Genomic DNA, 25,864 nt, shown 5'->3' with positions numbered 1-25,864 from the left:
TGGTTCTAGCTCACCCGCTTAGAATGGCTCCGGTTCATCCAGCAGCGTTTCAATGAGTAAATCAACTTGCTGCTGCTGTCGCGTTAAAAACGTTTCGCACTGGCGCAGGCGTTCCACCGCTCTGGCGAACTGATCAAACACATCGGCCAGATCCAGTTCACCTCGTTCAATCTGATTGATAATAATTTCAATCTCAGCGACCGTTGCCTCATAGGTCCAATTGGGGGGCAGTTGTACGCTGAAATCCTGGCTGGAATCCCTGTCATTCTGAGTATCAGGGTCTTTTGCGATCGCCTCAGCTGAGATGGACTGCACATCAGAAGCGTCAGAGTAATCATTCATAGGTGATGTTGGGGTTCACTGGATTTAGGATTAGGAGATGGGTTCAGGTCATTCACGGTAACCGTCATATGACCCTGGGAGAGCTGGATGTTCAATTCTTGCCCGATCGCCAGATCCGCCGTCGATCGAGCCACTGCACCATCCATTTGACGCACCAATGCATAGCCTCGCTTCAACACGGCTTCTGGATCAAGCGTCACCAGTTTTTGCTTGAGCAACTGACAGTGTTGCGTCGCAAATTGTAGGCGTTGGGTTGTGCCCTGAACCAGCCGCTGCTGCATCCATGTTACCGTCTGCGTTTCCTGACGAATCTGGCGATCGAGGTGGAGCCGTCGGAGCCGTCCCCGCACCCTGGAAAGCTGTTCCAGGGCAATATCCAAATCGGCTGTTACCACTCGCTTCAGCGCGACAATCCGTTCCTGATGCTCGGTTTGCAGATCGGCTAAAAAGGGCACCGCCTGTTCCGCTGCGGCCGTTGGCGTGTGAGCATAGACATCTGCCACCAAATCAGCCAGAGACTCATCTCGCTGATGCCCAATCCCAGCAACGACGGGAATGGAACATTCCGCAATGGCTCGCACCACCCGCTCATCGTTAAAGCAGGCCATATCTTCGGTTGCCCCACCGCCCCGCGACACAATCAACACATCCGCCCGCCCATCTCGCTCCACTCGTTCGATCGCCCGAACAATGGAAGCTGGAGCCTGCTCACCCTGTACCAATGCTGGGGAAAACAGGACGTGCAGGCCAGGATATCGTCGCTTTAAAGTCCGCTTAATATCCCCCAGGCCGCAGCCTGGGGAGAGGTAACTACGGCGATCGTCTGAGGATAGGGGGGTAATGGCTGTTTGCGAGCCGCATCAAACAATCCCTCCGCTTCCAGACGATTTCGCAATTGGCGATAGCGCAGGGCCCGCAACCCCTCTCCCCCAGGGAGAGCCTGCCACACAATCAATTGATAGTTGCCGCGCTGAGGATAAACCTGGACTCGCCCCAGAATGATGAGCTGTTCTCCAGGTTCGGGAAGGGTCGCCAACCGATTCAGTTGGTTATTCCACACCACACAGTTAATTGCCGCCTGAGCATCCGGGTCTTGCAGCGTAAAAAACAAACCACTGCGATAGCGATTGGCACTGGATACTTCCCCGGTTACCCACACCTGCTGAAGTTGTTCGTCCTGCTCCAACAGGGCTTGAATGTAGCCAGTCAATCCGGCGACAGAGAGCGCGGTATCGGGAACGAGTAGCTGGGAAAATTTGGGTGTCATGGAGTGCTGAAATCAGATGAGATGGAAGGAGTGGCTAAATCTGCTTGAATTTAGTACATTTGTATAGTAAAACCAAAAATCATATTAGGATAGAAGATGCAACAGCACTATTTTTAGGAGCACTGCCTCTAGAGTTAAACATACCAACTTGCACTCAAGTTGGCTGGATTCTGGTCAATAAGAATTACTGTTTGTGCCCGTTTCAGGGCGAACTGAAGTAGACAGGTTGGTTTGTTAAGGTTGGTTTGCAATATTTAGTTTGCAATAGAAAGTCTGAGGTTAGACTTAAAGGCGACTCCTTAGATTTTGCTGTTTGGCATTTGGTTGTCACTTTTTATTGATTTCGCAAGTCTTGCTTGAGGTGCGAATGGCTAAGACCAGTAATGAGAACTCGGAACGCGAGAAGGCCCTGAATCTGGTGTTGACCCAGATTGACCGCTCTTTTGGCAAGGGCACGATTATGCGTCTGGGAGATGCATCCCGGATGAAGGTAGAAACCATCTCAAGTGGCGCATTGACGCTTGATTTGGCCCTGGGCGGCGGCATTCCGAAGGGACGAGTCATTGAAATTTATGGCCCAGAAAGTTCGGGGAAAACCACCCTGGCCCTCCATGCGATCGCAGAAGTGCAAAAGGCGGGAGGCGTTGCTGCATTCGTAGATGCGGAACACGCCCTTGACCCGTCCTATGCCGGAGCCCTGGGGGTTGATATTGCCAATCTCCTGGTTTCCCAACCGGATACGGGAGAAGCGGCCCTGGAAATTGTCGATCAACTCGTGCGATCGACGGCGATCGATCTAGTCGTGGTGGACTCAGTTGCCGCCCTGGTTCCCAGAGCAGAAATTGAAGGAGAAATGGGCGATACCCATGTGGGCTTACAGGCCCGCTTGATGAGCCAGGCTCTGCGGAAAATCACCGGAAATATTGGGAAAACCGGCTGTAGCGTAATTTTTCTCAACCAGCTTCGCCAAAAAATCGGTGTTACCTACGGGAATCCTGAAACAACCACAGGCGGTAATGCCCTGAAGTTTTATGCCTCCCTCCGGCTCGATATTCGTCGAATCCAAACCTTAAAGAAAGGAAATGAAGAATACGGTATTCGCGCCAAGGTCAAGGTAGCCAAAAACAAGGTCGCTCCCCCCTTCCGCATCGCTGAGTTTGATGTCATTTTTGGCAAGGGCATTTCCACCCTGGGCTGTTTGATCGACCTGGCCGAGGAAACGGGAGTCGTCACTCGGCGCGGAGCCTGGTACAGCTACAACGGTGAGAATATCAGTCAGGGTCGAGATAATGCGATCAAGTACCTGGAGGAGAACCCGAACGTCGCCAAAGAAGTGGAAAAATTGGTGCGGGAAAAACTGGAAATGGGAGCAGTGGTGTCTGCCAATTCTGTCGCCCCCTTTGAGGAAGAAGAGGACGATGAACTGGACGAAGCAGATTAAGGGATATGCGGAAAAACGAACGGGTCTGGCAGGGGGCGTACAGCAGTGCGCCCTTACAAAAGACTGAAGCCAGATCTGGCATCACTACCCAGATAAGCCCTGGGAGGGAGGGCGGATAGTTGTTGTTGTGAAATATTAAGCAAAAGGATAAACATCTTATCCTAAGGTCAAATAGAGAAATATTTATGTTTTCTCTTGGAGATTTAAGTCGCTTAAAACCTGCTTTCTCGCTGGTATGATTCTTGACTGGATTCAGGAGTTAAGCGAAACTAACTTAATAAGCGAAGCCTCATTGGTCTGCTAATTTTTGTTGCATCTTGACTCGAAATGATTCGCCTTATTGGGATCAATTAAGCTAACCCTAGCTTATCCTCTCCCCGAAAGCCTGATTTTGAAGAGCCGATATGCAGGATGCAGTGGACTGTTGCCAACTGAACCATCGTTAGCTGAGGAGTCAGTTTGCAGGCTCGCTGACTTGACCTAGTCCCTTGCTTGAGGATCGTTCGTGAACATGGAAACACTGGAGTTCATCATTTATCCAGATGGTCGAGTGCAGGAAAAGGTGACAGGCATCGTCGGTCGATCCTGTGCTGAAGTGACTGCCGCGATCGAAGCCAAACTGGGTCGAGTGGTGAACCAGGAAACAACCTCCGAGTATTACACTCAACCTGTTCAGCAATCGGTTTCAAATCCCACCCAAACCACTCACAGCGAGTGGTAGATTTCGCACACTATCTTTCCGTCCTGTCCAAACAAGATTTATCAAAAGCCTCCCATGTCACACTTTAGTCAGATTAAAACTCAAATCCGTGATCTCACCGCTCTGCAATCAGCCCTGACTGATTTAGGCATCAGTTGGAAGTCCGGCCCTCAGCCTATTCGGGGCTATCGGGGCCAAACTGTTGATGCAGAGATTGTGATTCAGCAAGACAATGGTTACGATGTCGGGTTTAGCCGCAATCAGGAACAGTACGAGCTGGTTGCCGATTTGCAATACTGGCAGCAGCCGCTTTCCGTTGAAGGGTTCATCAAGCGCGTGACGCAACGCTACGCTTATCACACCGTACTGCAAGAAACTGAGCGGCAAGGCTTTCAGTTATCTGAGCAGCAGCAACAGCAGGATGGCTCGATTCGTCTCGTCCTGCAACGCTGGAGTGCGTAAATTCTCGAAGTGAAAGCTTGCAACTGAGGACTGAGGGCTGAGTCGAAGGGAGCGTGACTCAAATCTCAGTCTTTAGTATTTCAAACTCCAGTGTTTCAAACTTTAGTGTCTAAATAAGTGTTTCAGAACAAGTCTTTCAAGACCAGCTTTTAGAATTTCGTTTTTGTCGATCGCAGCTATGGGCATAGTGCAATGAGCGAATTTAACCCATTTCAGCCCTTTGAATCTTCCGAACCGCCCCTGACTCAGGCATCATCTCCTCAGTCTGGATCTCAGTCTGACACTCCCTCTGGTCTAGAGCCAGAATTAGGGGGGCACTGGCGAGATGCCCCGGAGCGTACCGGGTTAGAACCAGAATTAGGGGGAGTGGTTCGCCAAACGGGAGTTTATGTTGATGAAATTACCTGTATTGGCTGTAAACACTGTGCCCATGTCGCCCGCAACACCTTTTACATTGAGCCAGATTACGGTCGCTCTCGTGTGATTCGCCAGGACGGTGATCCGGAGGAGGTGATTCAGGAAGCGATCGATACTTGTCCCGTGGACTGTATCCACTGGGTTGATTACACTGAACTCCGTACCCTGGAGGAGGAGCGGAAGTATCAGGTGATTCAGCCGATCGGACTGCCTGTGATGTCTACCTCATCAAAGCGACGGGGAAAGCGTAAATCTGATAACGGTTGAGCCTGTTAGGATCGTGAATTAAATAACTTGCACAATCATTCTACTTTGTTGACTGGGCGGGCAAGATGCCCACCCCACAAGAATTTCAAGTTATTCAATTTCGATTCCTTAGCATGATTCAGGTTAATTGGCTCCTGGAATAGAGGGAGTTAAAGCAGGTGCAGAGGATCGATGTCGATCGTCAGCCCGACGTGGGCAGGACAAAGGGTGCGGAGTTCGTCCCAGAAGGATTGAGGGAGCGTGGTATCAGATAGGCACTTGATCAGAATTTGCCAGCGGTATCGGCGGGAAACGCGGACAATCGTAGCTGGGGCAGGGCCAGAATTTCGTAGGAAGGCTGAGGGGAAGGGGGATTGGGGTCGTCTGGTAAGGTAGAGGGTAAGAGGGACGATCGCAGTCGTTGGGCGATCGTTTCGGCGGTTTGTTGCACCGGGGTTGATTCCATGCCGCTGAGCCGCAGGGCAATCAATTTACCAAAGGGAGGATAGCTGAGGGCCTGGCGATAGCTGAGTTCAGTTTCCACAAAGTCGGCATACTGCTGACGAACCACTGCCTGAACGACGGGGTGATCGGGTGAATAGGTCTGGAGGATGACCCGTCCTGGATCTTCGCCTCGTCCCGATCGTCCGGCCACTTGAATTAAGGTTTGAAAGGCCCGTTCACTGGCTCGAAAGTCTGACAGATGTAGCAAGCCATCTGCTGCCACAATTCCTACTAACGTGACCTGGGGTAGGTCAATCCCTTTGGTTAACATCTGCGTCCCCACCAGCAGATCGGCTTCCCCCTGAGCAAACTGTGTTAGCAAGGTTCGATGCGCCCCCTTAGTGCGGGTAGTATCACTGTCAAACCGCAAGCAGCGCAGATCTGGGAACTGTCTGGCTAGCTCCTGCATCACCCGCTGAGTGCCACTACCAAAATGCTTCAGGAAGGGCGAGTCACACACTGGACATCGGGTCGGATGAGTCTGCCCATAGCCGCAGTAATGACACCGCAAAGATTCATACCCCCCTGTTTGAGTCTGGTGATAGGTCAATGAAACATCACAATGCGGACATTCCAGCACGTGCCCACAACTCCGACAGGAGACAAAGGTACTGTGTCCCCGACGATGGATAAACAATAATCCCTGCTGTCCCTGTTCCTTCATCTGCTGAAGCGCAGTTTGCAGCGATCGGCTAAAAATTGATCGGTTATTCTGCCGAAGTTCCTGCCGCATATCCACCACATCGATCGGTGGCATGGGCCGGGATTGAATGCGATGGGGGAGGGTGAGGAGTGAGGAGTGAGGGGGGAGGAGTGAGGGGGGAGACTCTATGGCTGATTCATCCTGATTTCCGCGTATCTCCACAGGAGAACTCCCGATTCCCGATTCCCGATTCCCGATTCCCCACTCCCCACTCCCCACTCCCCCACACTGTACCCAGCTCTCCAACGAAGGCGTAGCCGACCCTAAAACGATCGGACAGTTGGCCAGTTCGGCTTTCCAATGGGCAACGGTGCGGGCATGGTAGCAAGGCGTGGGTTGATCTTGCTTGAAGCTATCATCGTGTTCTTCATCCAGGATGATCAGCCCCAGGTTAGCAAGCGGGGCAAAGACGGCGGAGCGAGTACCAATAATGACCTGCGGAGTACCGAGCAGCATTTGCCGCCAGGTGTCGTAGCGTTCTCCCTGAGAGAGGGCACTGTGGTAAACGTGGACAGCTTTGCCAAACCGCGATCGAAAGCGATCGGTCAGTTGGGGAGTCAGACCAATTTCGGGGACGAGGACGAGGGCGGATTTGCCCTGCTGCAGGAGGGGCGCAATGGACTGGAGGTAGACTTCGGTTTTGCCTGAGCCGGTAACCCCATGGAGCAGGATGGAAGTGCAGTGATTCAATTCAGTAATGGTCTGGACTGCCCTGGATTGGTCTGCCGTCAGTGACTTGGGGCGATCGGATTGAACCGTTGAATCTGCTTCCAGGCGCAGCACTTCCTGTCGTTGAATCACCACGCAACCCTTGTGCTCCAGGGTTTTCAATACAGAGGAACTGACCTGACAGGTTCGCAGCAAATCTTGCAGCCAGAGTTCTCCGCCTCGTCGCTTTAGCACCTCAAGTATTTCGCGCTGGCGGGGGCTGAGATCGACAAGGTTGTAGGATTCAGTCAACGAGACCGCTTGCTGCCGTTTAGGACGTACGGGGGCAGGGGGTTCCAGATAACTTTCCACCCATCCCTGCTGCATCAATTCTCGCAACCCACGGCTGGCTCCCCGAACTTGCCGTTGCAGATAGTGCCAGGAATAATCCCCCTGTTTCTGAGCTTGCAGGAGTTCCAGGAGGCGTTGGGCAGGAGGGTGTAGGAGTAGCTGGGCATCCGAGGAGGAAGGGGAAGCTATGAGCCGAATCCGTCGCTGCGATCGAACCAACAGTCCGGGAGGTAATGCGGTTCGCACCACTTGCATTAAAGGAGTGCAGTAGTAGTCTGCCACCTGCTGTAGCAAAGCCCAATAGGATTGAGGAAAGAACCCCCGACTCACCACATCTTCAACGCATCGAACCGATGTGGATTCCAGGTCTGGCGGCAGATGGGTACGCAACTGAATGGCAATTGCCCCAATCTGCTGGGAGCCAAACGGTACGCTCAAAATATCTCCAGGTTGCAGCACGAGGTCGGCTGGAATGCGATAGGTGTAAAGCCCTTGGGTGCCCGGACAATCAACCAAAACCTCAACCCACTGAGGCGAGGACGGATCGACTGTGTCTTGCGCACTCAGACTGGCACTCAGACTGGCATTCACCTCACCCTCCCGATGTCGATCGCCATCCTCCCGCTCATCGGCATCACGGCGATCGGCGGGGGTTGGCCTATCATTCCGTTTAGCTTCAGCAACTTTTCCCGACACCGGAAAGCCGGAGGTTAAAGGCATTGCAGAGACAGAGCCAGGGAGTTTCACAGGAGGTTCAGGCGCGAATCGATACATTGTATTCAACTAATGCTGATTATGCTGAAGCGAACTAAGGGGAGCTAGTCCATCAGGACGGCAATCATACCAGCTCAAGGGTATGCAGGAAAATAACGACCCAGTGGGGACAGGCAGCAGTGCGCCCTTACAGTAGATTGCTTCCAGGATTGGGATGCCATTTTATTGCAGATTATTGCAGATCCCTAATCAGCTCACTGAAGATCCCAGCTCACTGAAGATCCCAGCAAACAGGAAAACCCAGTTATAGAACGAGGCGTAACAAACCGTAGGGCCGTACAGATGCCTGCCATCCCTGATCGACGTACAGGTATTTTAAATCACGATCGTCTCCTCTCAGATTCGATCGCCCCAAGTCTAACGGAATCTCCTGGGTTTGCCCACATCAATTTCAATAGTTCGATTTCAATGGTCGATCGGTTCGATCGGTTCGATTGGATCGATTGGATCGTTTTTGCGATCGCATTGAGCAACGTCATCTAGCAACATCATCCCAGCAATCCCAGTCCAGCTCTGGATTAGCTCTGTTTTCCCCCAGCCCACCCTCTACCGTCCGCTCAAGAATTTACCTGAAATGGGTGGCGAAGGAATTAAGTTAAGTTAAGTTAGATAGACGATTCACAGAGATGAGGCTAGACTTCTTCCCGCTACCCCTTTATTGCATCGGTGAAACGAGCAAATTGTTGTTCAAAGAAGTGATTTTGCTTACGAGACAGGCGGGCTAAATGAAAACAAGCGGATTAGATTGCATTTGGAGAAAGAATCCATTACCCTGTAGCTGGATTACGGAGAAATGGCAATTCCAAAGCTAATAGCAAAACTGAAGTTTCTTTCAGAGTCCTTGTTTAATTTGGGCTTGTTGGGTTCGGGAGTGAAGTTCCTTAAGTTAGCCTTGTTAAATAAAGTGTAGTCAGACAGACAGCTTGTTCCGCTATTTCAGGTAGGGTGACACAAGAGGTTAAGCCCTCTCGTCTTTGATAGCTATCGCCTCCGAGCGGAGTATAGATTCCATTCAAAGCTAACCATTTCCTTAACGGGCAGCTCACCTGTACGCGGGTTCGTCCAATCGATGAATCGTTTTAGTTAGTCGAGAATTGGCAGATTTACCGATAGCTCGAATGATTTCTGCATCTTTCCATAAAACTTTAGAAGCAAAAATTTCTAAGTTCAGGAGTGACGTTGGAAATTTACGGTAGATTCTTTAAATTTTACTTAATTCTGGTAACGCTGACGATTTGATTAACATCTTTACTCAACTTTACTGAACCCCATCAATCTAAAATCTTGACGCATTAAGTGAAGTAAAAATTATGACCGCAGTATTCAATCATAACGCCCAACAAAGAATGAATAACTCCATCGAAGACTCAACCGACCTCATCGGCTTAATGAATCTTTCTGAAGGTGAGTTTCTCTCTGCCGATTCAGACTTACAGGACATGACCTTTGCTGCTTCCGATGAGGAGCGAGAAACCGGGGAAACCGGGGAAACCGGGGTTGTGGTTGATTTTGATGGCGATGAAGAGTTAGGAGATTTACTGGCTAGTCGGGCTTCTGGCTACCGAAAAACGGTTTCTGATGATGCGGTAGGAGCTTTCTTTAAGGAGATGGCCCGATATCCGTTGCTCAAGCCAAACGAGGAAATTGAGCTGGCACGGCGAGTCAAGTTTTTGAATGAAGTAGAAGACTTGCGTCATCGCCTGAAACAGGATCTCGATCGCCCGCCCACCAAAGCGGAAGTTGCGGCTACGTTGGAACTGACGGAACGACAACTCGAACATCGGCTTTATCTCAGTCGGGTTGCCAAGCGCAAAATGATTCGATCGAATCTGCGGCTGGTGGTATCGATCGCCAAACGCTATTTGAATCGGGGTGTACCGTTCCTGGATCTGATTCAAGAGGGAGCACTGGGCTTAAACCGGGCGACTGAAAAGTTTGATCCCGATAAGGGCTACAAGTTCTCAACTTACGCCTACTGGTGGATTCGTCAGGGCATTACCCGAACGATCGCCAATGATGCCCGAACGATTCGGCTACCCATTCACATTGTTGAAAAGCTGAACAAGCTGAAGAAAGCCCACCGGGAACTGCGGAAAGAGCTAAACCGCAACCCAACGGAAGCGGAACTGGCAGCATCGCTGGACATGACCGCAGAACAACTTCGCAATTTGCAACAAGTCCGACGGCGTTCCCTTTCCCTCAACCATCGGGTGGGTAAAGGGGAAGATACAGAGCTGATGGAACTCCTGGAAGACAGCAGCACCCAGTCTCCAGAGGCGCAGATGAGTGAATCGATGATGCGCCAGGAAATTTACAATGTGTTGGGGGAAGTCCTGACGGAGCGGGAACGGGACATCATTGCCCTGCGCTATGGATTGACCACTGGAGAAACCCACACACTGGAAGAAGTTGGCGGTATTTTCAACCTCTCCCGTGAGCGGGTGCGGCAAATTCAGACGAAGGCGATGCGGAAACTACGGCGGCCCCAGGTGGCGGCTCGGTTGAAGAGTTGGCTGCGATAAGAGTAGGGAGTGGGGAGTAGGGAGTAGGGAGTAGAGACAGGTGGGTTTTAGGATTCGGGCGGCTCAGGTTGAGGATGTACCGACAATTTTTGAGCTGATTCAGGCTCTGGCGGAATATGAAAAACTGTCCCATACGGTGACAGGAACGGTGGCGGCGTTAGAAGCACATTTGTTTGGCGATCGCCCCTGTATTGAGTCGGTTTTGGCGGAGATAGAGGGAGAACCAGCAGGTTTTGCCCTGTTTTTCACCAGCTACTCCACTTTTTTGACAAAACCCGGCATCTATTTGGAAGATCTGTTTGTGCTGCCGGCCTATCGCGGTCAGGGAATGGGTAAGGCATTGCTGTCTTATCTGGCGCGGCTGGCACTGGAGCGGGATTGTGGGCGACTGGAGTGGAGCGTTTTAGACTGGAATGAACCTGCGATCGGTTTTTACCAGCGGATGGGAGCGGCTGTGTTGCCGGATTGGCGGATATGTCGTGTTGCTGGGGAGTCGATCGCCCAACTGGCTGAAGCCTATCCATCTGAGGTTTGCTGAGTCATACTGAGTCTTAAACGTCGGAGGCATTCTGTGAAAATTTGGGTAAATGAGCAAATAGACCCCTGTGGCATTATCCGAGCCTGTATCGCCTGTCGAGATGAAACTCAGGCTCAGGAATGCCATGAGTCGTTTGAAACCAATCTCACCACCCTGCAAAAACAGGAAGGCTGGGTCGCTCGCCTTCGCACGGTTGAATCCTGGGATGAGGTTCCGGTGAATGCCTTGAAGTTGGATTAAGTGAGGAGTGAGGGGTGAGGAGTGAGGAGTGAGGAGTAGATGAAACTTTAAAGTCTTGTCAGGCTCTTCAATACCTAGTTGACTGACAAAACTTCTCAGCCAGAACCCTGGAAGCCCTCACCCTAGCCCTCTCCCGAGAGGAGAGGGAACTGAAGAAGTGGATTGGCTCCCATCGCCCTCTGGGAGAGGGGTTGGGGGTGAGGGCACACAACTTTTGTCAGCCAATCAGCTTCAATACCTTAAACCAGGGGCAGTTCCACACTTACCCCTATAACTCTTTTGCTCCTCACTCCTCACTCCTCACTCCTCACTCCTCACTCCTCACTCCTCAACCCTCACTCCTCACTCCTCAACCCTCACTCCTCACTCCTCACTCCTCACTCCTCAACCCTCACTCCTCCCAACAAACCCCAAATACTGATTCGCCAACTCCTTTACCGCAGCTTCATAAAGCTGCTGACCGTGTTCTGGAGTGGCCAGGGCAGGATTGGAACCCATGCGGCCGTCGGGGTAATTGCGGCGAAAGTCGATCGCCCCGTAAATGGGATGACCGGAAGCAACCTCTGGGCTGAGGGGAGCCTGTTTGATGGCATCGGGATAGGCGTACTGGGTCAGGGCCACTTCGCTGGGGGTGGCGTGGGAACCTTCCTGATTGCCATAAAGTTGTTTGGCCAGGGTATAGACAGAGTGACACATGAACCAGTTGGCCAGACGACACTGAACCCGATCGGCATTGGGTAAATTCAAATCCGCCAGGATCGCGTAGGTTTCGGCGAAGGCCGCCTTCAGGGTGGCCATGTTGCCGCCATGGCCGTTGATGAAGAAGAATTGGGTGAATCCAGCTTTCGCCAGGCTGGTGATGTAATCCCGGATGACCAAAATTAAGGTACTGGGACGGAGGCTCATACTCCCAGGGAAGGCAGTGTGATGCAGGGCCATACCTACATTGATCGTGGGTGCAACTAATGCCTGCGTTACTTCTCCGACCCCGTGGGCAATGCGCTCTGCACAAATCGCATCCGTACCGATTAACCCGGTGGGGCCATGTTGTTCGGTGGAACCGATCGGCAAAATGATGCCCTGAGAATGGGATAAGTAGGTTTCAACCTCGGGCCAAGTGCTTAAATGAAGTAGCATTTCTGTAATTCCTGATCCCCAAATTTAACTGAATCTCGTTAGAATGGAAGGCAAGCTTCTTTATACCGAAATGTTGAGCGAAGGGACTTGGATCAAACCTTGGGGAAATACTTTTATAAAGATTGGCTGTTTGAGCGGCTATCCCCCTTCACAAATTGGCTCAACTCAAGTTTTAATTGCCTTAAACGCACACGCGATCGCTTGAGCCGTTTCCCTAACCAATCTTTTAACAATCTGTTGTGATGATGAATTCAAGAATCGCATCCCACCCCAGAAACCGCTTCACACTTTTTCACTCTAGATCAAACAGAAGACCAAATGGGTCAAGCGGGTCTGATGTTTTTGATGTTCACAGAATTTTTGCAGATTCAAGCTTATGAACCACCAGCACGATGAAGGGTTTTCCATAACCCGGTCTGCGCTTTTTCAGCATTGGCGGTTAGCATTCTGTCATACTTTGGCTTGATGGGATGCAGAGTTAGACGAAGGCTGTGACTCGACACTCGATGATTTGCTCGATTTTTGAAGTTTTGTTCAGGAGAAGCGATACATGTTACACCGCAAGATCTATCAACTCTGTTGTGATGGTCGTGAGGTTTGGATCTTTCTGCGGGATCAGCAACGCTGGATTGAACGCGCTCGCATTCTCGACATTGAGGGAGATTTAGTTACCGTTCGCTACGAAACGGAGGAAGATGAAGAAATTTGCTCCTGGGAAGAAATGATTCGCCTGGAAAGTATTGGTTCCGTGATGCAGCGGTTGGCTACTGTACCCCGTGGAGATGTGGAGCCGCTCGTCTCTGAAGATTGTCCTGAAGCAGAACGCATCCGCGATCGATATCCCGAATCTAACGCCGACTAGGGAGAAAAGGTACTGCGATCGGCATTTACGCCATTCATCATCCAGATTTGCATCACTCAGTATAGGGAAGCAGGAGCGATAAGGCACGACTTGACCTCCTGCTTTTTTGCTTTTCCGACTTGCCGCTCTTGCCTGCTAGAAAGGGGTTCTTGTAAAGTAAGATACAAAATCATAGGACACCTGGATTGAGATCCACCCATCCATCGCCGTCCACTGGAACCACGCTTTGAGTTAAACAAAACTGAAAGAAAATCAGAATAATTCTTCACACAGTTTACATATATTAATATTAAAGAAGGCGCATCCCTTTCGACCATTGGGTCAACCTAGCAGAGTCTAGAGGAGAAAAAGTTGACCATACTTCAACGCTTAAAACAGGATCTTAAGAACGACCTGATTGCGGGTTTGCTGGTGGTGATTCCGCTAGCCACTACCATCTGGCTCTCCATTACGATCGCCAGTTGGGTGATCGACTTTTTAACCCGCATTCCCAAGCAGCTCAATCCCTTCAACGACCTGAACCCCCTCCTCGGTAACTTGTTGAATCTGGCGGTGGGATTTGCAGTGCCGCTCCTCAGCATTCTGTTGATTGGTCTGATGGCCCGCAATATCGTCGGGCGTTGGCTGTTGGACTTTGGTGAACGATCGCTGCAAGCGATTCCCCTGGCTGGATCAATCTATAAGACATTAAAACAATTGCTGGAAACCGTTTTGAAGGACTCCAGTAGTAAGTTTCGGCGGGTGGTGTTGGTGGAGTATCCCCGCAAGAATATTTGGGCGATCGCCTTTGTGACGGGGGTGATCAGCCCCCACATTCAAACCCAAATGTCGGAACCAATGTTAAGCATTTTTGTCCCGACCACGCCGAATCCAACGTCTGGCTGGTATGCGATCGTGCCGGAAAGTGAGGTGGTTAATCTATCAATGTCGATCGAGGATGCCTTTAAGGTGTTGATTTCTGGCGGAATTGTCAGTCCAGGTTCCCTGCCGACCCCAACCAATGGTGGATACGAAGGACGACGGCTTGATTCTGCTCCTGAAAAACCCTTACCGGAAATGAAACGACAGTCGATCGCAATGCTGAATGAGGAGTGAGCCTCCAGGGTGTTGCTCGATTAGACACCCACTTGCTGACACATTTCTAACACTGGACAGGTTGGACACTTGGGACGGTTGCCCGTGCAGATGTGTTTGCCGAAGGGGACGAGGAGTTCGTTGATTTCAATCCAGTACGCCTGGGGTAGTTTTGCCTGTAGAGCGGCCAGGGTTTTCTCTGGAGTCCGGGTTTGAACATAGCCCCAGCGGTTGGTCACGCGATGGACATGGACATCGACACTGATGCTGGGAACACCGCAGGCAATTCCCAGGGCTAAATTTGCGCACTTTGCCCCAACGCCCTTGAAGGAGGTCATGGTGTCGTAGTCGCAGGGGAGTTCTCCGCCCAATTCAGTCAGCAGGCGATCGGCAATGTCCCAAATTTGCTGGGCTTTGGCTTCGGCAAAGGTGGATTCCTGAATCAGGGAGGCGATTTCCTCCGGGGTGAGTTTTATCATCGCTTCAGGAGTGCGTGCCCGTTCAAACAGCCGAATGGAAACGGGAAGACTGACTTCATCGTAGGTGCGAATGGAAAGGATACAGGCAATCAACTGCTCAAAGGGCGATCGATATCCCTGTTCCGCCAGTTCAAACATGGCCGCTTTGGGGAAGGGACGCACGGCTTCCCGGAGGGCGACCATGACGGTATCAATATCAAAGGGTAGACAACTTTTATTTCCATCCATCGGTTTTGCCGCAAATCCTTTGGATTATGGTGGATAACCTATCCAACGTTTCTGGTTCTACTTTAGTTTGTGTTTAACCCGTTTTCCCGTTCCCCGACCATAGCAACAATGAGGCGATCAGGAAATTGCATAACAAGAGAATCGGCTGTTGATCGTTCATCCCTTCTTACAGCAGTTGAATGCGATCGGCTAGCAAAACTGGGGGGAGCATGTCACTTTTGCAGCCCTCACCCTAAATCCCTCGCCCTTTGGGAGAGGGACTTCCGATCCCTTCTCCCTAGGGAGAAGGGGTTGGGGGATGAGGGTAAACTTTCAAAGGTGACATGCTCCTAAACTGGGAAGCTCGATTGAAATATGATCAAGCAATCTCCGCGATCCATTGTTAGGCTGTAGATAGAATAATTGATTTTCCTCAACCCTACCTCTTCCCTCTTTTTATGCCTGGACTATGCTAGAGCCACGGTTCGTCCAGCCACCCCTGTTCAGTGTCACCCCTTCATCCCCTCAGCCCTCCCCGACCCTAAATAAACTATCACCTGAGAATAATCTTTCTCCCGATTCAGAGATGAGCGATGCGAGTCGATCGCCAGACGATGCGAGTCAGTTTGTCCATGAATCCATTCATCCATCCCTTCAGCCAGCAAGGCAGCCTGATCCAGAACATCATTCTGCTCCAACGTCATCTCAGGGTTCTTCAGATAACCGTTCTTCAGATAACCGTTCTTCAGACGATCGCCTGGATGAGTCTAGCTTGAACACGGTGCTGGATATGCTGGGAGTGATTGACACCGTTGAGGAGTTAGCCTTGCTGGAACTGTTAACCGATACTCAAAAGCGGCAGGTTTGGGATGTCACCCCGGAGGCGGTTAAAACCAGGTTAAAGCAGTTACGTCTGTCTGCCAAGAATGCTCCATCCAAAACAAATTCTCCCGTCAGAGCAGAGACAGCACCACTAGCGGCTTCATCTACGCCCGATCTAACGCGATCGCAGCAATTGTCAGCTGAGCCAGAGCTTGAGGAGGCTGAGGAGCAAGACCTGCGTGAGCTGGAAGAGTTGGCGTATTCTGAAGCGTGGCAAGAGGATTCGGCGATCGAGTCAGATTCTTATCCTGTAGAGACGGGTTACTCAACCCATCAACCGACTTTAACCGTTGGAGATTGGGTCGTACTTCAGGCAAATTCCAGGTTAACAATGGCTGAATTGGCAGCAATCTGGGAAGTGGTTGAGGTGCATCCCCAGCAGAACATGGCTCGAATTCAGACGAAGGGAGTCGGGACGCGCAATTACCCGATCGCCTGGATGGTCTTGTATCCCAAGCCGAAATTTGACTAGTAGACCTTCAAGAAACGCCATTTCACTCCTTACCCCATTTCACTCCTTATCCATTGTGGGTTTCAGCAACTTCAGTGGGTTTAGCCGTTTCAGTCGTTGCTGCAAGCTCGATCGGTTGAAGATGATATCCAACCACGGGAATTCCCTGACAGAAGAATCCCTGTCTGGCCCGCATTTCAAACGCAGCTTCTTTGCCCTGCTGCCATTCCGGTTCCGTCAGGACGTGGAAACCATTGGCGGAGGGAATGAGCTGTACAGGAGTTTTTCTGGAACGAGAGACTAAATAGTGGGTAGGAGTGAACATAATTATCACCTTGAGTTAACTAACAAATGGGTAAAGGGTTTTAGCGACTGTGGGATCGGTTCAGCCCTCAAAACCTGAGTAGGATTATGGTTTGAGCGATCGTATCACCTTCAGTTTGAAGTAAATACAGAGGAGCGACACCCAATTCCGAACCGTTATTCCACTGCCAACGATAGGATTGTTATCTGACAAAACCCTTAACAAACCAGCAGATTTAATATAGAACGCTCTCAGCTTGTCCACAGTCTAGAGAACCCTCATAAAAGAGGCGTAATTCCCACCCCTACTTGAAATAACTTCAAGTTGCCACACCTTCTGATCAACTAATTGCCTGGTAATAGCTAGAAAAATTTCCTATTTTTCTCATAATTTTTACAAAACTTGAATTATCCCTCAGATTTCCGCATTTGTCCCAGCATCAGTACAATCAAAGCAACCCTGCCCCCTGCCTGCCGATCTCTCGTTCTGAATGGCGATCGTCCCCAACTTTGATCTAAAGTTGAAGGATTAGGGAGGAATACATTTGTATTTATACGACCAGGAGAAAATTGAGTATGAACAGTTGCATTTTGATGGCAGAAGTGATTCAAGAGCCGCAAATTCGCTATACCCCCGACAGTCAGCTTGCTGTGGCTGAAATGACCGTCGAGCTTCCTGGTTTGCGAGATGATGATCCCCCCACTCAACTCAAAGTAGTCGGATGGGGCAATCTGGCTCAGGAAATTCAAGAAAAGTATCATCCAGGCGATCGGGTGATTATCGAAGGGCGGCTGCACATGAACACGGTCGATCGTCCAGAGGGTTTTAAGGAAAAACGGGCTGAGCTAACGGCCCAGCGGATTCACTTGTTGGCAGCGGGAACCACCCTTTCGACGATTTCCTCCGTGCCCACCAGTACGGTAGCCAGTGGCAGCAATACCAGTGCGAGTTCTGCTCCTTCTGCTCCCTCCACACCCAAGGCTCCTCCTGCTAAGCGGGAAGCTTCCGAACCGGCTAGAACTCCGGCATACTCGGCGGCTCCAACCTCGGAACCGGATTATGATGACATCCCGTTCTAGTTCCTTTTTTTGCAGTCAATTTCCTCTTGAAGAAAGTGGGCAAATCTCTATGGATGGAGTACGATCATGTCTCTGAATGATGATCACCACTAGCTGTAGAGCTATACACTCTCCACTGTACCTATTGAGGACTCGCTCATGGTTCAAGACCTGGAACGTACCCGCCAAACTGCACAATTTCCTGAAACTGCCCCTGCCGCCTATCCGGTATTCTTCAGAACCTATAGTCGTCGGGTTGAGAAAGCTGGAAGCGTCCGAGAAACCTGGGATGAGGTCTGCGATCGCACCCTCCAGGGTTTAATTAAGCTGGGGAATTTGACCCCAGAGGAAGCCGCGCTAATCGCCCGAATGCAGTCGCAAGTTAAAAGCCTACCGTCTGGACGCTGGCTCTGGGTGGGGGGCACGGAATGGATTGAGAAGCCAGAAAACTTTTCGGGAGCGTACAACTGCACCAGCACGAATGTCGTCGATTGGCGGGCCTTTGGGCTGATGATGGATCTGGCGATGATGGGCTGCGGCACGGGAGCGGTCTTAGAACCGAAGTACATTCAACAGCTTCCAGTCATCCGGAACTCTCTGACAGTAGAGGTGATTGCCGATATTGGTGCAACGCCAGTGGAGCAGCGTCGCCAGGAAACGGAGGTGCAGATCGACGGCAATCAGGTCAAAATCTATGTTGGAGATAGCCGTCATGGCTGGGTGAAGTCCTACCAAACGCTGTTGGAGTTGTCCAGTGATGAGCAATTCACGGGGGAGGTGCAGATCACCATTGATCTGAGTGATGTTCGTCCGGCTGGGGAGACTCTGAAGGGCTTTGGCGGGGTGGCAAACCCAATTCGCTTGCCGGGTCTTTACAATCGCTGTGCAAACATTATTAATCAGGCGATCGGCCGTCAGTTGACTTCTGTGGAGTGCTGTTTGCTGATCGATGAGGCAGCAGTGACGATCGTAGCCGGAAACATTCGGCGAAGTGCTGGGATGCGTCAGGGAGTCAGCCATGATGAAGGGTTCTCCACCGCTAAGGAAAACCTCTGGCAGCAAGACTCAGAAGGCAACTGGCGAATCGATCCAGAACGGGATGCCCTGCGGATGGCTAACCATACCCGTGTTTATCATTACAAGCCGACTCTGGATGAATGCATTGCGGCAGTCCGTAAGCAGTTTTACTCTGGAGAAGGTGCGATTCAGTGGGCTGGAGAGGCGATCGCCCGTTCCAGTGGCGATATACTAACTACGCCAGAGTTGAAAGCTGCGTTTCTAACGGCGTATGAAAGAGGACAGGCAAAAGCATGGTTAGAAACCCACTATCCAGATATGCCTGCGAATGAAATTGAGCATCGTTTAGGACGATATGGCCTGAACCCGTGCGGAGAAATTTTAGGTGAAAATTTCCACTGTAATTTGGCGGAAATTCATCTCAATCAGCTCGATCCATCGAATCTTAAGGAACAGGAAGATGCTTTTACCGCAGGGGCATTGTCCGTTGCGGTGCTGCTGAATCACCAATTTAACGAACCTCGATACCAGCACTCCCGCGAACTCGATCCGATCGTCGGTGTTTCGTTCACTGGACTATTTGACTTCTTCGTTCACGCCTTTGGAACGGAGTGGCTCAACTGGTGGGAACAGGGTCGCCCCGATACGGTGGCAGGACTGCAATTCAAGCAGCGAGAGCGGGAATACCTCAGCCGCTGGAAAGACATCGTCCATCACGTTGTGTGGGACTACTGCGATCGCCACCAGATCAAGCGGCCCAATCGCTGTACCACCGTTCAGCCAGCGGGCACAAAATCCTTGCTGACAGGAGCCAGCCCCGGATGGCATCCCCCTAAAGCGCAACGGTTCCTGCGGCGCATTACCTTCCGCAAGAATGATCCAGTGGCGTTAGCCTGCATGGACTACGGTTACAGGATTGTCCCTTCCCAATCGGATAAGGACGAGAACGGACGGTTGCTGGATGATGCCTTTGATCCGCGCTGTACGGAATGGCTGGTGGAAATTCCCGTGGAAGTGTCTTGGGCGAATCTACCAGGAGCAGATGCGATCGACATCTCCCAATTTTCTGCCCTGGCGCAAATGGACTTCTACCTGCAAGTCCAGAAGTACTACACTGCCCACAATACATCCGCCACGATCGAACTGCGGGAACATGAAGTGGAGGCATTGGGACAGCGGATTCATGCCGCCATTCAGGACAACGAAGGCTACATTTCTGCTGCCCTGCTGGCCGATTTGATGACCTCCAAACCTTCCCCCGGCTCCCCTTTGAGCCGATTTCTAAATCAGAATACAATCGGCTGATGCAGGAAGTCTGCGATCGGCGTAAGACCACCGACTTTCATCAGGCGTTGAGCCGTTATGACCTGGGTGAAATGGTGGAAGCGGGGCGGCTGGGTGCGATAGCGATAAGTGCTTATTGCCGGAGCGTCAGTAGGTTGGGCAGTCGATAAGGGGTGATGGGTAAGGGGTGACGGGTGATAGGGCGCAGGTGGATAACCGATCGCCCTTACCTGTGCCCATTTTTTAGGGGTAAATGTTGGGGTTCAGCCTATAAAGTTCCTTTTGTCGATCGCGTCTAATTCACTTCCTCTTTCATATCCCATCGCAGGAGCCTTGGTAACTGCGACAGATCCAGAGCATAGTTGAGCGTCCATAGCACAATCTCGGCTAGCAAAAAATTCCGAAATAGCTCATCCGTCGGATTCAGCAGCATCCCCTGATATAGCTGCCAGATGCGATAGGGTAAATACAAATAGGGCACCATGACAAACACCACAGAACGAAACCGACGCAGGGAAACACTTTCGGATACGATCTGCAATACCAGCATGATAAAGTAGGACACAAGTACCATCATGGCCGCGGAATACCCCTGCCAAAGGGCCCAGATCAAGGCAACTAACGGGACTACACCTCCCCCAATTTGCACCGTTAAGAACCAGATCTTAAACCAGTCGGGTAACGGCTGTGGCAAGTCGTAGGGTTTAGCATTACGCCACGCCCAACCCACCAGCACAAAGAATGTTGTGGCGATCGCAAAGAAGAGGAAGTTTTCAGCAAGGAGAGTCAAATTCACGTTACGTCTGGTTTATCAAATTCAGCATAGCTTTGAACATGCTTCAGATTAAAATTTAGGTAGCAAAGCATAAAACTGCCCTCCTGCTAAAGACAGTGATTGCAGCCGATCGACTCCAGTGAGCGATCGCTCATTGTCCATGAGTTTACGCTGAATCCAGGAGTGAGCATTTTTTACGATGTCACTGGTACATTGATCCTCTGCTTCAGAGTACTGAACTCCAGGGTGATGCAAATTTTGCATTCTGTCGGCACGATCGAAGCAGGATAAAAGACTTACAGCATTTGGAGATTGATGATGTTTCTACCTCCTGGCTTCGGTGAACGCTCCATCCAAACCAAATTGGGCAGAATGGTTTACTACACAGCGCAGGGAGAACTGTGGGAAAGGCAGAACGACGCACAAGAAACACTGGTATTTCTGCATGGGTTTGGGGGTGGCTCTTCTGCCTACGAGTGGTCTAAGGTATATCCCGCCTTCGCTGCTGAGTATCGTGTCCTGGCTCCAGATTTAATTGGCTGGGGACGTTCTGCTCATCCAGCTCGCAACTATACAGTAGAAGACTATATTGCAACCATCACGGAGTTTATGGAGCAGACCTGCACCGGCCCAACGACTGTGATTGCTTCTGCACTGACCGCAGCATTTACCATCCGAGCTGCAATCAAGCGTCCCGAATTGTTTAAATCACTGATTCTCACAACCGCAGCGGGTTTGTCTGACTTTGGCCAGGATTACCGGAGCAGTATTGCTGCCACCGTTGTCACGATTCCCTTCTTAGACCGACTGCTCTACAGCGCAGGGGTGGCCAACGAGTTTGGCATTCGCAGCTTTTTAGAACAACGTCAATTTGCCAAACCAGAGCGCATCTATCCAGAAATTGTCAAAGCCTACTTAGAATCGGCTCAACAACCCAACGCAGAGTATGCAGCACTCTCATTTGTGCGGGGTGATTTGTCCTTTGATTTATCTCAATACATTATGCAGTTGACCATTCCCACTGCCTTAATCTGGGGACGGCAAGCTGAGTTTACCGGGCCGGAGATTGGTCGGCGGTTGGCTGAAATGAATCTCCAGGCGATTCGCATCTTCTATCAGTTTGATGATGTTGGACTGACCCCGCAACTGGAATTACCGGCGGTGACGATCGGACTGATTCGCCAGTTTTTACCACAGCTTCAACCAGCAGCTGAGTTCGCTCTCACAGAATAATCTTATTCCTGCCTTTCTCCTAGACCCGCACAAAAGGTGATTCTCCAGGTTAAATAATTCTAAAGAATTGGGTTGCTGACCTGAAGGAGTCGCAGATAAAATGATTGGAAGCTAGTAGACCTCGGCAGCAATACACCCACCTTTCGTAGTGCAGGCTTCCAGCCTGCGCGGGCAAGATGCCCGCTCTACGGTTGCTCAATTCACGCTCGCTTCTACTAGGAGCCTGGCACGGTCAAACCCGTATAGTTAAGTTAGCCTTGTTAAGCTGAAATTGTTTCGGCAGTTTATTCTCAACCGAATCAGTACATCGTAGAGAGTTTAAGTATGTTCTTTGATGAGTTAACCCCTGTGTTTAGAGAATTGGCAGGTCATCCGATCGCCTTTCTGGGCGGCCTCGTTTCTGGTGTTTTACGGCTGAATCTCGCGGATGATCCGGTCAAAAGCTGGCTCGATCAGCAGGGGGGCGTCGCTTCTTATCCATCCACCGCATCCACTACAAATGGTAAGAACAGTGGGCCCCAATCCATCTCAATTGAGTAGGTTTAAGATCCGGGTCAATAATTAACGGAGCGGACTCATCAGCTCATCCAGCCAGGATTCAACCTGAAGCCGCAGGTGGACGGATGGATCGGATGCATAAACACTCACGGTTGGCAGTTCAGTCAATGCTCGGTAGTAGTCTGCTACGGCACAGTTCCAGTCGCCCCGCAGGTGATAGGTTCGTCCTCGCTCGGCATAGATATGCCCCTCTAAGCGACCCAGGCAAAGAGCCAGTTCAAAGCTTTCGATCGCCCGCTCATACATCTCCAACTCTCGGAAGGTAATACCTTGATTGATCCAGGCACGAATGTTAGTCGGGTTGAGATCTAGAGCGACATCGTAATCCAGAACGGCTTCCAGAAACTGCCCCTGCGCAGCGAAATAGTTTGCCCGGTTGTTGTAAGCACTGTCCAACTGAGGATTTAATTCGATCGCGCGATTATAATCGGCTAGTGCTGCTTCGGACTGCCCGTCCTGAAAGTACACCAAACCTCGGTTGCTGTAGTCGTTTGCGCTGCCTGGCTCCCGCTCAATTAAGTGGCTAAAGAGGGCGATCGACAGGGCATAGTTACCCTGGCGGGCTTCAGCCAGAGCCTTTTGACGAACTAAAGCCGTTGGTTCTGAACGGGTGCTCCCTGGTTCAGCATTTGCTCCAGACAGGGAATTCTCTCTGGACTGCCGTTTCTTCGACTGCCATTTGTATGGGTGAACCGCATTTGCAAGTTTGGTCAACGCCGTCTGGGCAGGGTGGGGATTACTTCCAGAGTAAGAATTTCGATGGGTGAACCGATTTGTATTCATGCTGTCCTCAAGGGGTATGTACAGCTTGGTAGAAGCTTGTAGGTTTTACGTCGTTCAGTGGCTCGTAAACTTGAGGGGCGGAATGTCCGGTGCTGGATAGACGGGTCAGCCTGGACGGTGAATTATCCCTCTGTAGACACTTAATAAGACGTTTACGGGGGCAAAGTAAGGTTGAAAGTACGGAAATAATATTTGGGTCAAAGCTAGGGATAAACCGTTGTAAAAGCAGTAATCATCAGTATTACAGTCCGATTTTTCTGATAAAGTGAGTCCCGATCGCTATCCGTAGTATCGCGGAAAAAAACTGAGAGTTTCGTGAAATTCTTGGAACAAAAGGGGGCTTACATATAAATGTGCGATGAATTTTTTTGAATTGCTAGTGGGACAATCCGTACGGTGAATCAGGCAAGCATCATACCAGGACGCTTCCTCATTCCGATCGCTCTACCGAATTGATAAAGATTTCGCCCAGTTTTTCACCGATATCGCGGATTTAACATAGGCAAAGCTTATCAAATTTGTGTTTTGCATTTAAAAAATCAGATTTACTTCAAAAAACTTAACGTTATCTCATACGGTATTTAGCCTGCTTGAACGACCAGTCTTGATAAGCGAATCAAAGCGACAGACAACTAATTCACCAGAATGCTTTATAAGGAGTTGGTGAGAAGCTTTACAAAATGATAAGGTTTACTCTCAGTGATGTATTTCCAAAGTCTGAATCCATATCAGAATTCGGATACGCCAGGACAGCTAGTGTAAGGAGTGTGAAGCGATGTCGGAGGCAGTGAAGCCCCTGACCGTGCCAAGGGAGTTGTTGGGTCCGCCCGGTGATGTAAATCCTACCCTGTTGATGTTCTTTGCCGCCGTTGGTCTAGTTGTGACATCGACGATGGGATATTGGCTATGGGAATTTCCAGACTGGTTTTGCTTTGTTAGCAATGTGGTTGCCCTACATCTGGTAGGTACAGTGATTCATGATGCATCCCATAACGTAGCGCATCGCGATCGGGTGATGAACGCCGTGCTAGGGCATGGGAGTGCGCTAATGCTGGGGTTCTCGTTTCCCGTGTTTACGCGAGTGCATATGCAGCATCATGCCAACGTAAACGATCCAAACAATGATCCAGATCACTTCGTCTCGACAGGGGGCCGCTCTGGCTGATTGCACCCCGGTTTTTCTACCACGAGGTGTTTTTCTTCAAGCGCAAGCTATGGCGCAAGTATGAACTGCTGGAATGGTTCCTGGCGCGGTTAATCTTCGTTACGATCGTCGTCCTGTCCATTCAGTACGGATTCCTCGACTACATCTTTAACTTCTGGTTTTCCCCTGCTCTAGTCGTAGGGCTGGCCCTGGGACTGTTCTTCGATTATCTGCCCCACCGCCCCTTTGCCGAGCGCGATCGCTGGAAAAATGCCAGGGTGTACCCCAGCCGGATTTTAAACCTGTTGATCATGGGGCAGAATTATCACTTGATTCACCACCTCTGGCCATCTATCCCCTGGTACTACTACGAGCGAGCTTACCGAGAAACTCGACCCCTTTTAGATGCTAAAGAGTGCCATCAGACTCTAGGATTACTCAAGGGAAGGGACTTTTGGAGCTTCCTCTACGATGTATTTCTAGGGATTCGGTTTCACGGACATCACACCGCCCCCCAGAAACCTGAGGCTGAAACCAATGATCATTTAGTGCAGGGGTCTGACCAGGCAGATGAGATGCTAACCGTCAGTGAACTCCTATCCTCTGAAGGGTTAGAAACATCTCATCCGGACTAGCGAAGTGGAGGATTCAGGGAAGGACAGGGGATGAGCTGAGGGCTGCAGTCATCAACATCCTTCCGTCCACTCCTTCCCCTTCCCGGATGCGCTCACACTCCGCCAATCCTGCTTACGCCTCAGCCCTCCCTCCCAGCAACTGAGCATGTTCCACCAGGCTCTGGGCAAAGGCATCAAAGCGTTGAGCCAATTTCTCATCCAAAAGCTTGTCATCTTCTCCAAAGGCATTCCAGGCCTGGCCGATCGCCACCTGCTCTGGAATCACCCAACTGTGAACCCAGCGCATAATGATGCGGAGATCGTTCAGGGCATTGCTGTTGGACTGTCCGCCCAAAACGCTAATCAATCCAGTCACTTTCCCCGATAAATGATCAAAGCTCATTAAATCCAGCGCGTTTTTTAAAACGCCACTAACCCCACCGTGATACTCTGGAGTCGCCAGAATCAGCCCATCCGCCGCTTTCACCGTTTCCTGCAACTTCGCCACATCGGGATAATCGCTGTAGTCCTTACCGCCATCACAGAACGGCAAATTCATAGTTCTCAAATCCAGAATTTCCATCTCTGCTCCAAAGGCAGCAACCCGTTGAGATACGTGGTTCAGAGCCTTGTAACTATAGGAGCCAGGTCTGCGACTGCCTGAGATGCCAACAATTTTGACCATAGCGAGAAATCCTTATATTCAGATGAATTTAGATTGAGTATTACAATCTGCTGCAAATCTTCAGCTAACTTCATCATAGCTAAAACGAACTCGATATGACTATGGTTTAGGGCGGAAGCCTGGATTGATCCGGTTTGTATGATTAAGCTGGTCGCTTGCTGA

The 25,864-nt window shown here is 50.7% G+C and carries 24 protein-coding genes and 3 pseudogenes; 18 read left to right on the top strand and 9 right to left on the bottom strand.

The window, feature by feature from the left end; all coding sequences use genetic code 11:
- Window positions 1-18: 18 nt before the first annotated feature.
- The gene (gene xseB, locus ACM1PF_RS04690; RefSeq protein WP_416676565.1) at window positions 19-231 is read right to left on the bottom strand and encodes an exodeoxyribonuclease VII small subunit; all 213 of its coding nucleotides are present in this window, start codon (window positions 229-231) and stop codon (window positions 19-21) included.
- A gap of 107 nt (window positions 232-338) precedes the next feature.
- A pseudogene (xseA, locus tag ACM1PF_RS04685) lies at window positions 339-1,609 on the bottom strand (exodeoxyribonuclease VII large subunit).
- 367 nt (window positions 1,610-1,976) lie between these two features.
- Here xseA and recA point away from each other — a divergent pair.
- The 4 genes from recA (at window position 1,977) to ACM1PF_RS04665 (ending at window position 4,896) form a co-directional block, all read left to right on the top strand.
- Window positions 1,977-3,050 (top strand): recombinase RecA, encoded by a 1,074-nt coding sequence (gene recA / locus ACM1PF_RS04680; RefSeq protein WP_416672652.1) that lies wholly within the window; start codon window positions 1,977-1,979, stop codon window positions 3,048-3,050.
- 511 nt (window positions 3,051-3,561) lie between these two features.
- Window positions 3,562-3,771 carry a DUF2997 domain-containing protein gene (locus tag ACM1PF_RS04675; protein WP_416676564.1) on the top strand — a complete coding sequence of 70 codons (210 nt, stop codon included), beginning with the start codon at window positions 3,562-3,564 and terminating at the stop codon, window positions 3,769-3,771.
- 54 nt (window positions 3,772-3,825) lie between these two features.
- A complete protein-coding gene (locus ACM1PF_RS04670) occupies window positions 3,826-4,212 on the top strand; it encodes a DUF1257 domain-containing protein (protein ID WP_416672650.1) in 387 nt (128 codons plus the stop codon).
- 192 nt (window positions 4,213-4,404) lie between these two features.
- Window positions 4,405-4,896, top strand: a complete 492-nt coding sequence (locus ACM1PF_RS04665; RefSeq protein ID WP_416672649.1) for a ferredoxin — start codon at window positions 4,405-4,407, stop codon at window positions 4,894-4,896.
- A 149-nt stretch (window positions 4,897-5,045) separates the two neighbouring features.
- Here the strand turns inward: ACM1PF_RS04665 and priA are convergent.
- Window positions 5,046-7,660: pseudogene (gene priA / locus ACM1PF_RS04660) on the bottom strand (primosomal protein N').
- A 477-nt stretch (window positions 7,661-8,137) separates the two neighbouring features.
- Here priA and ACM1PF_RS04655 point away from each other — a divergent pair.
- The 4 genes from ACM1PF_RS04655 to ACM1PF_RS04640 all read left to right on the top strand — a co-directional run bounded on the left by ACM1PF_RS04655 (window position 8,138) and on the right by ACM1PF_RS04640 (window position 11,155).
- Complete coding sequence (locus ACM1PF_RS04655) at window positions 8,138-8,338, top strand: hypothetical protein (RefSeq protein ID WP_416672647.1); 201 nt, start codon at window positions 8,138-8,140, stop codon at window positions 8,336-8,338.
- 905 nt (window positions 8,339-9,243) lie between these two features.
- A complete protein-coding gene (locus ACM1PF_RS04650; protein WP_416676563.1) occupies window positions 9,244-10,377 on the top strand; it encodes an RNA polymerase sigma factor, RpoD/SigA family in 1,134 nt (377 codons plus the stop codon).
- Between the two features lie 40 nt (window positions 10,378-10,417).
- The gene (locus ACM1PF_RS04645) at window positions 10,418-10,915 is read left to right on the top strand and encodes a GNAT family N-acetyltransferase (protein WP_416672645.1); all 498 of its coding nucleotides are present in this window, start codon (window positions 10,418-10,420) and stop codon (window positions 10,913-10,915) included.
- Window positions 10,916-10,948: 33 nt separating this feature from the next.
- Window positions 10,949-11,155, top strand: coding sequence for a glycogen debranching protein (locus ACM1PF_RS04640; protein ID WP_416672643.1), 207 nt, complete (start codon window positions 10,949-10,951; stop codon window positions 11,153-11,155).
- Between the two features lie 384 nt (window positions 11,156-11,539).
- Here ACM1PF_RS04640 and ACM1PF_RS04635 read toward each other — a convergent pair whose 3' ends face one another.
- Window positions 11,540-12,292: a creatininase family protein gene (locus ACM1PF_RS04635; protein ID WP_416672642.1), complete on the bottom strand. Its 753-nt coding sequence runs from the start codon at window positions 12,290-12,292 to the stop codon at window positions 11,540-11,542.
- A 550-nt stretch (window positions 12,293-12,842) separates the two neighbouring features.
- Here ACM1PF_RS04635 and ACM1PF_RS04630 point away from each other — a divergent pair.
- Window positions 12,843-13,154, top strand: a complete 312-nt coding sequence (locus ACM1PF_RS04630; RefSeq protein ID WP_416672640.1) for a DUF6679 family protein — start codon at window positions 12,843-12,845, stop codon at window positions 13,152-13,154.
- Window positions 13,155-13,511: 357 nt separating this feature from the next.
- Window positions 13,512-14,249, top strand: coding sequence for a DUF502 domain-containing protein (locus tag ACM1PF_RS04625; RefSeq protein WP_416676562.1), 738 nt, complete (start codon window positions 13,512-13,514; stop codon window positions 14,247-14,249).
- Between the two features lie 20 nt (window positions 14,250-14,269).
- On the opposite strand, the gene ACM1PF_RS04620 is transcribed toward ACM1PF_RS04625, so the two are convergent.
- Window positions 14,270-14,935, bottom strand: a complete 666-nt coding sequence (locus ACM1PF_RS04620; protein ID WP_416672638.1) for an endonuclease III domain-containing protein — start codon at window positions 14,933-14,935, stop codon at window positions 14,270-14,272.
- 448 nt (window positions 14,936-15,383) lie between these two features.
- Here ACM1PF_RS04620 and ACM1PF_RS04615 point away from each other — a divergent pair, with 448 nt between their 5' ends.
- The gene (locus ACM1PF_RS04615) at window positions 15,384-16,268 is read left to right on the top strand and encodes a hypothetical protein (protein WP_416672636.1); all 885 of its coding nucleotides are present in this window, start codon (window positions 15,384-15,386) and stop codon (window positions 16,266-16,268) included.
- A 46-nt stretch (window positions 16,269-16,314) separates the two neighbouring features.
- On the opposite strand, the gene ACM1PF_RS04610 is transcribed toward ACM1PF_RS04615, so the two are convergent.
- Window positions 16,315-16,572, bottom strand: coding sequence for a hypothetical protein (locus ACM1PF_RS04610; RefSeq protein WP_416672635.1), 258 nt, complete (start codon window positions 16,570-16,572; stop codon window positions 16,315-16,317).
- A 554-nt stretch (window positions 16,573-17,126) separates the two neighbouring features.
- On the opposite strand from ACM1PF_RS04610, the gene ACM1PF_RS04605 reads away from it, so the two are divergent.
- From ACM1PF_RS04605 to ACM1PF_RS04595, 3 genes are all read left to right on the top strand, one after another.
- Window positions 17,127-17,630, top strand: coding sequence for a single-stranded DNA-binding protein (locus ACM1PF_RS04605; RefSeq protein WP_416672633.1), 504 nt, complete (start codon window positions 17,127-17,129; stop codon window positions 17,628-17,630).
- Window positions 17,631-17,768: 138 nt separating this feature from the next.
- Entirely contained in the window at window positions 17,769-19,931 is a 2,163-nt protein-coding gene (nrdJ, locus tag ACM1PF_RS04600) for a ribonucleoside-triphosphate reductase, adenosylcobalamin-dependent (protein WP_416672631.1), read from the top strand.
- Window positions 19,931-20,080, top strand: a complete 150-nt coding sequence (locus ACM1PF_RS04595) for a hypothetical protein (RefSeq protein WP_416672629.1) — start codon at window positions 19,931-19,933, stop codon at window positions 20,078-20,080. The genes nrdJ and ACM1PF_RS04595 overlap by 1 nt, the downstream gene beginning before the upstream one ends.
- Window positions 20,081-20,205: 125 nt before the next feature.
- On the opposite strand, the gene ACM1PF_RS04590 is transcribed toward ACM1PF_RS04595, so the two are convergent.
- Window positions 20,206-20,706 (bottom strand): hypothetical protein, encoded by a 501-nt coding sequence (locus tag ACM1PF_RS04590; protein ID WP_416672627.1) that lies wholly within the window; start codon window positions 20,704-20,706, stop codon window positions 20,206-20,208.
- 99 nt (window positions 20,707-20,805) lie between these two features.
- Between ACM1PF_RS04590 and ACM1PF_RS04585 the strand changes: the two genes are divergently transcribed.
- The 3 genes from ACM1PF_RS04585 to ACM1PF_RS04575 all read left to right on the top strand — a co-directional run bounded on the left by ACM1PF_RS04585 (window position 20,806) and on the right by ACM1PF_RS04575 (window position 22,458).
- Entirely contained in the window at window positions 20,806-20,976 is a 171-nt protein-coding gene (locus tag ACM1PF_RS04585; RefSeq protein ID WP_416672625.1) for a hypothetical protein, read from the top strand.
- A 27-nt stretch (window positions 20,977-21,003) separates the two neighbouring features.
- Window positions 21,004-21,918: an alpha/beta fold hydrolase gene (locus ACM1PF_RS04580; RefSeq protein WP_416676561.1), complete on the top strand. Its 915-nt coding sequence runs from the start codon at window positions 21,004-21,006 to the stop codon at window positions 21,916-21,918.
- 324 nt (window positions 21,919-22,242) lie between these two features.
- Entirely contained in the window at window positions 22,243-22,458 is a 216-nt protein-coding gene (locus tag ACM1PF_RS04575; RefSeq protein WP_416672623.1) for a hypothetical protein, read from the top strand.
- A gap of 21 nt (window positions 22,459-22,479) precedes the next feature.
- Here ACM1PF_RS04575 and ACM1PF_RS04570 read toward each other — a convergent pair whose 3' ends face one another.
- Window positions 22,480-23,259 (bottom strand): tetratricopeptide repeat protein, encoded by a 780-nt coding sequence (locus ACM1PF_RS04570; RefSeq protein ID WP_416672622.1) that lies wholly within the window; start codon window positions 23,257-23,259, stop codon window positions 22,480-22,482.
- 775 nt (window positions 23,260-24,034) lie between these two features.
- Here ACM1PF_RS04570 and crtR point away from each other — a divergent pair.
- A pseudogene (gene crtR / locus ACM1PF_RS04565) lies at window positions 24,035-25,038 on the top strand (beta-carotene hydroxylase).
- 112 nt (window positions 25,039-25,150) lie between these two features.
- Here crtR and ACM1PF_RS04560 read toward each other — a convergent pair.
- Complete coding sequence (locus ACM1PF_RS04560; protein WP_416672621.1) at window positions 25,151-25,702, bottom strand: NADPH-dependent FMN reductase; 552 nt, start codon at window positions 25,700-25,702, stop codon at window positions 25,151-25,153.
- Window positions 25,703-25,864 lie beyond the last annotated feature (162 nt).

Source organism: Egbenema bharatensis FJBBOT/2019 (assembly GCF_048077055.1).
Classification (GTDB): Bacteria; Cyanobacteriota; Cyanobacteriia; order Elainellales; family Elainellaceae; genus Egbenema; species Egbenema bharatensis.
Note: the sequence above shows the minus strand (reverse complement) of the source record. Positions and strands in the feature narration are given on the sequence as shown.